The 5434-nt window shown below is 28.7% G+C and carries 7 protein-coding genes; 5 read left to right on the forward strand and 2 right to left on the reverse strand.

Annotation, left to right across the window (positions count from 1 at the left end; translation table 11 throughout):
• Positions 1-126: 50S ribosomal protein L32 (gene rpmF / locus KKE07_00075; protein MBU4269264.1), on the reverse strand; the 126-nt coding region annotated here is incomplete at its 3' end.
• Between the two features lie 215 nt (positions 127-341).
• Between rpmF and tsf the strand changes: the two genes are divergently transcribed.
• From tsf to frr, 3 genes are all read left to right on the forward strand, one after another.
• Entirely contained in the window at positions 342-1226 is an 885-nt protein-coding gene (gene tsf, locus KKE07_00080; protein ID MBU4269265.1) for a translation elongation factor Ts, read from the forward strand.
• A 14-nt stretch (positions 1227-1240) separates the two neighbouring features.
• The gene (locus KKE07_00085) at positions 1241-1918 is read left to right on the forward strand and encodes a UMP kinase (GenBank protein MBU4269266.1); all 678 of its coding nucleotides are present in this window, start codon (positions 1241-1243) and stop codon (positions 1916-1918) included.
• Between the two features lie 75 nt (positions 1919-1993).
• Positions 1994-2515, forward strand: coding sequence for a ribosome recycling factor (gene frr, locus KKE07_00090; protein ID MBU4269267.1), 522 nt, complete (start codon positions 1994-1996; stop codon positions 2513-2515).
• A 111-nt stretch (positions 2516-2626) separates the two neighbouring features.
• Here frr and KKE07_00095 read toward each other — a convergent pair whose 3' ends face one another.
• Complete coding sequence (locus KKE07_00095) at positions 2627-3142, reverse strand: hypothetical protein (GenBank protein MBU4269268.1); 516 nt, start codon at positions 3140-3142, stop codon at positions 2627-2629.
• Between the two features lie 89 nt (positions 3143-3231).
• Between KKE07_00095 and KKE07_00100 the strand changes: the two genes are divergently transcribed.
• Together KKE07_00100 and dnaE are read left to right on the forward strand one after the other, a co-directional pair.
• The gene (locus KKE07_00100; protein MBU4269269.1) at positions 3232-4194 is read left to right on the forward strand and encodes a protein kinase; all 963 of its coding nucleotides are present in this window, start codon (positions 3232-3234) and stop codon (positions 4192-4194) included.
• A gap of 59 nt (positions 4195-4253) precedes the next feature.
• A partial coding sequence (gene dnaE / locus KKE07_00105; protein ID MBU4269270.1) for a DNA polymerase III subunit alpha occupies positions 4254-5434 on the forward strand: 1181 nt, incomplete at its 3' end.

Below are 5434 nucleotides of genomic sequence, written 5' to 3' on the forward strand. Positions count from 1 at the left end.
AACAGCGTGAGCTTGTGCCGGAGCACTGCATGTAGGGCATTTTGAAAAATTTAAAACAATGGCTTTTTTACCGGCAGATCGTTTATTTTTTCTAGATTTCGACGTCTTGCGTTTTGGTACTGGCATTTTAAACTCCTTGTGACATTATAAACAATTTTAATCTTTTATGAGCTACTATTTTACAATAATTAAACGAAAAAACAAACAAGTTTTATTGAAAATATAGTAATGTTTACCCTTATTTTGTCAAAATCTGCGCAATATCTTGTAAAATCGGTCAAATTTGGCATTCTAATGAAAATGAATTTGAATATAAAAATAGTTATAACAGGAGTAATCAAATGGCAGAAATTACAATGGAACTTATAAAAGAGCTTAGAGAAAAAACACAAGTAGGAATGATGGATTGCAAAAAAGCTCTTATTGAATCAAATGGCGATATAGAAAAAGCCATTGAAATTTTAAGGAAAAAAGGCGCAGCAGTTGCTCAAAAAAGAGCCGGAAATGCTACCGATAATGGACATGTTGAAAGTTGTTTGTCCAAAGATTTTAGAAAAGGTGTTCTTTTAAAAATGTCTTGCGAAACTGACTTTTCGGCAAACACCCAGGATATGAAAAATTTTGCCAAAGATGTTTGTGAACACATTTTAAGTAAAGGTTGTAAATCTGTTGAAAATCTATTGAATGAAATAATTTTTAATGGAAAAATAACAATTCAACAAAAACTGGAAGAACTGATTGCAAAAATTGCAGAAAGCATTAAAGCAGAAGAATTTGTACTTTATGAAACAGATAATTTCGGCTTTGTTAACTCTTACATTCATCCGGGTGCAAATCTTGGAATATTAATTGAATTAAGAGCTGATAAAGAAATTACCGGTGCTAATGTAGAAAAATTAAAACAGCTTACACACGATCTTTGTATGCAAATTGCAGTTACAAATCCACTTTCAATTTCATCAAACGATTTGGATAAAGACGTAATAGCCAAAGAACAAGAAATTATAAAAGAGCAACTTTTAAGCTCAGGCAAGCCTGCAAACATGGTCGAAAAAATTATGCAAGGTAAATTGGCCAAATTTTATGAAGATGTTTGTCTTGAAAATCAGGTTTATATTAAAAATGATAAGTTGAAAGTAAATCAATTGGTAGAATCAGTTTCAAAAGAAACAGGTTTAAAACTTGAAATAAAAAATTTCACCAGATTTTTTGTAGGCAAACAATAAAAGCGTAGAAAAATATGGAAAAAATAGTAGTAAAAATCAGTGGTGAGCTTTTTGTCGCCACTGATAATCTTAGAAACGTGATCGACCAAATAAAAATAATTTCCAACAATTACAATATTGGAATTGTTGTAGGTGCGGGAAATATTTTTCGCGGAGTTCAAAACGGAAAAACTCTTGGAATAAAACGAGAAACCGGTGATATTGCAGGCATGGTTGCCACAATGGTAAACGGCCTAGTTTTGCGCGATATGCTGGAAAGTGCAAATATAAAAACAAAAATTTTAACATCTATAGATTGCCCATCTGTGGCAGATAAAATAACATCTGAGAAAATAAATTGCGCTTTTGATGGCGACAAAGTTATAATATTTGTTGGAGGAACCGGAAACTCATATTTCACAACAGACACAAATGCAGTTTTACGTGGTTTACAAATAGGTGCAAAACAGCTATTAAAGGGAACAAAGGTTGATGGGCTTTTTGATAAAGATCCTAAAACTAATAAAGATGCCAAGTTGATAAAAAATATAAAATTTGATACGGTTCTTGAGAAAAAGTTAAAAGTAATGGATCTTACAGCTATAGCTATGGCACTTGAAAATAATATAAAAATTAGAATTTTTAATATATTTGAGCATAATTCCATTATAAAACTTTTAAATGATTCAAATTTTGGAAGTACTATTGAGTAAAGGGAAAAATATATGGTCGAAATAATATTCGAAGAAGGTAATAGTTCAAATTTTGAAAAACAAACAAAAACAGAGATGGAAAATCCTGTAAAGCATTATGAACGAGAACTTGCAGCCATAAGAACAGGAAGAGCGTCTACAAAACTTGTAGAAGATGTAAAAGTAGAAGTTTATGGCCAGCAGATGCGTATAAAAGATCTTGCAAGTATTTCAACTCCTGACGCAAGACTTATTACAATTCAACCATGGGACAAAACGGTAATAATAGACATAGAAAAAGGTATTGCTGCTTCCGATTTAGGCGTTACCCCTGTAAATGATGGCAATTTAATTCGAATTCAATTACCACAAATGACAGAAAGCAGAAGAACTGAGCTGGAAAAAATTCTTGGTAAAAAAACAGAAGAATGCAAAATTGGAATAAGAAATATAAGAAAAGAATTTCATAATTCAATTCGTGAATCAGAAAAAGAAAAAGATATATCTCAAGATTTTGCAAAAAGATTAAGTGATCTGTTACAAAAAATTACAGACCAATACACTGCAAAAGTTGACGAAATGAATGATAAAAAGTTAAAAGAAATAAAGCTTGTATAAAAAATTAAACTTGTATTTTTAACACAATAGAATATAAATTTATTTATAATAGTTTTGGTAGGGCCTGAAAATTGGGCCCTATTTTTTAGATTGGAAATTCTATATCAAATATCAATTCTTATTCTTATCAAAGTGACAAAAATATATTTTTTTTTCGTTATTTACACGCTCCCAACCTGCATTTTTAAAAAATTTTTCAGGTTTTTCAAAAACATAAATTTTTTCGTAATTTTCAATGTCTTTAAGTAATCGGTGTCTACCAAATTTCGATCCACCTTTTTCTTGATAAAAAAAATATTCCAAAGCCTCTTTGCTATCGTCACATGTACGATAAAGCCCTGATAAAACGTCCTTATCGCTTATCGAAAAAAATTTAAACTGATCAAGCAAGGAATAATTCTCGTTATATTTATCTGATATCATGCTATTATCTTTTGCATATTGTAAAATTTCATCCAATATAATTTTTAAGTACTTTTTGGCAATAGATTCATTAAATTTTTTACGGACATAAACCTTATTTTCTTTACTATATGGAACAAAAATTGCAAATTTGGCTGGATAAAGACTACTGAAAATTAAATTAATTGAAATATATGAAAATAAAAAAAATTTTATTTTCAACATAAACGTCTCCCTTAATTTTTGTATAATTAATTTTAATTTTTATAATTCTATATACAATGTAATAAAATAAAAAAGAAAATAGATAAATTATGATAGAAGCAACTATAAACAAATACTTTTTACTATTTCTATTTATAACTTGCACCGGCAATTTAAAATCGCTGGATTTAATTCCTAAAAATATAATTTTTATAAAAAATACTTATTGTACAAATTCCAAAATTATAGATGAAGTTGCTATTGGGAAAAACAAATACGTCAGAATAAAATTTTATAATGAAAAAAATTATAAAAACGAACGCGATAAACTATCTCTTTTTGAACATGAAAATATAATAAAAATTGAATATAAAAACGATAGTACAAAAACAATTATAGAAGATTTAGCAGATTGTTCTTTAGAAAATTTTTTAAAAAATCCAAAATACTTTTTAGATAATAAAAAGATAAATATAGAAACTGTAAATTTAGAAAAAATAAAACTAAAGATAATCAAAAATATTTTAAAAGCCATAAAATACTTACATAACAAAAAACAATGTTTACATCTGGATTTAAAACCGGATAATATACTTTTGTTTATAGAAAATATTAATGAACAGGCAGTAATACGCACAGTATTATCTGATCTTGAATCATGCATTAAATATGATGCGAATAAAAATATATTACTGGATACAAAAGTAGGTGCAACAGAATATTTGGCTCCGGAAATAATAGAAGATGCGGTTTTAAATAAGCCATTTTTAGTAGATACAAAAATAGATATTTATGCGCTAGGTCTAATTATATTGTTTATAGTACATGACAAATTTGCAAGTGATATCATTTTAACGCCATCAATACTTAAGGAAATAAAGAACTATGAAGAAGAAGAAAAACTTTTTTCTTTATATGCAAAAAGCAATCAATGGTTAATAAATTTTTTAAAAGACAACAATCATATATTAAACGAACTTATAATAAATTGCTGTAATAAAGATCCTTTCAAGCGTTATTCAATTGAAGATTGTATCTGTGAATTTGATAAAATATATAAAAATTATTTTTAACTTTTACAAAAATTTAATATAAACTTTTTGCTTATAATACAAATTTTTAAAAGAGAATTATGGATAAACATTTTGTACACTTACATTTACATACCGAATTTTCACTGCTTGACGGTGCAATAAAAATAGATTCATTAATAGCCATGGCTAAGCAACAAAATTGGAAAGCTGTTGGCATCTCGGATCATGGAAATATTTTTGGCGCCGTAAAATTTTTCAAATCTGCAAAAAAAGCTGGAATAAAACCAATCCTTGGCGTAGAAATGTATCTTACTCCGGATGCAAAAATAAAAGATGTAAATGAAAAATATTTTCACATTTTAATAATTGTACAAAATAAAATAGGTTACAAAAATCTATGCCAATTAATGGCATTTGCTCAAACCGATGGATATTATTTCAAACCAAGAATTGATTATGCAGTTTTGCAAAAATATTCCGAGGGGTTAATTGTAAGTACGGCATGTTTGGGCGGACATATTCCAACGCTTTTAATGAATAATGATTATCCGGCAGTATATGAACGTACGGAATGGTTTTTAGAAAATTTTGGACCCGAACGATTTTACGTAGAAGTACAACCACATCCGGAAAAAGATCAAATAGAATTAAATAAAAAAATTTTCGAACTTAGTAAAAAATATAACATTAAAACAATTGCCACATGTGACGCTCATTATTTAAATAAAGATGATTACTATGCACATGAAATTTTACTTGCAATCGGTACAAAAGCAAAAATGTCGGATCCGGATAGAATGACATTTGGTGATTTTGAATGCCACGTAAAAACAACACAAGAAATTTTAGATTTCTTTCCGGATAATCCGGAAGTTGTTTGGAATACCGGAGAAATTGCAGACAAATGCGAATTTGAATTTGAATTTGGAAAACTATTTTTTCCACAAAGTCCAATTCCAAAAGAATATACCGAAGAAGATTTTTTCAAAAAATTGGCGCGCGAAGGGCTTGAAGAATTTAAACAAGAAAACTTGTTCCCTACAAATTTATATCAAGAGTATTTGAATAGACTTGAATGGGAAATGGATACAATTATCCAAATGGGCTATATCGGTTACTTTTTAGTTGTGTCGGATTTTATACGATGGGCAAAGGAACAAAATATTCCGGTCGGTCCCGGCCGAGGCTCAGCTGCTGGATCTTTGGTTGCATGGACTTTAAAAATTACCAACGTTGATCCAATAAAATACAATTTACTTTTTGAAAGATTTTTAAATCC

The organism is Candidatus Dependentiae bacterium (assembly GCA_018897535.1).
In the GTDB taxonomy this organism is placed as follows: domain Bacteria; phylum Babelota; class Babeliae; order Babelales; family UASB340; genus UASB340.

What these genes read in the sequence shown, in the direction of transcription:
- tsf (MBU4269265.1), top strand. Translation starts at nt 342, where the DNA reads ATGGCAGAAATTACAATGGAACTTATAAAAGAGCTTAGAGAAAAAACA.
- KKE07_00085 (MBU4269266.1), top strand. Translation starts at nt 1,241, where the DNA reads ATGGAAAAAATAGTAGTAAAAATCAGTGGTGAGCTTTTTGTCGCCACT.
- frr (MBU4269267.1), top strand. Translation starts at nt 1,994, where the DNA reads ATGGAAAATCCTGTAAAGCATTATGAACGAGAACTTGCAGCCATAAGA.
- KKE07_00095 (MBU4269268.1), bottom strand. Translation starts at nt 3,142, where the DNA reads ATGTTGAAAATAAAATTTTTTTTATTTTCATATATTTCAATTAATTTA.
- KKE07_00100 (MBU4269269.1), top strand. Translation starts at nt 3,232, where the DNA reads ATGATAGAAGCAACTATAAACAAATACTTTTTACTATTTCTATTTATA.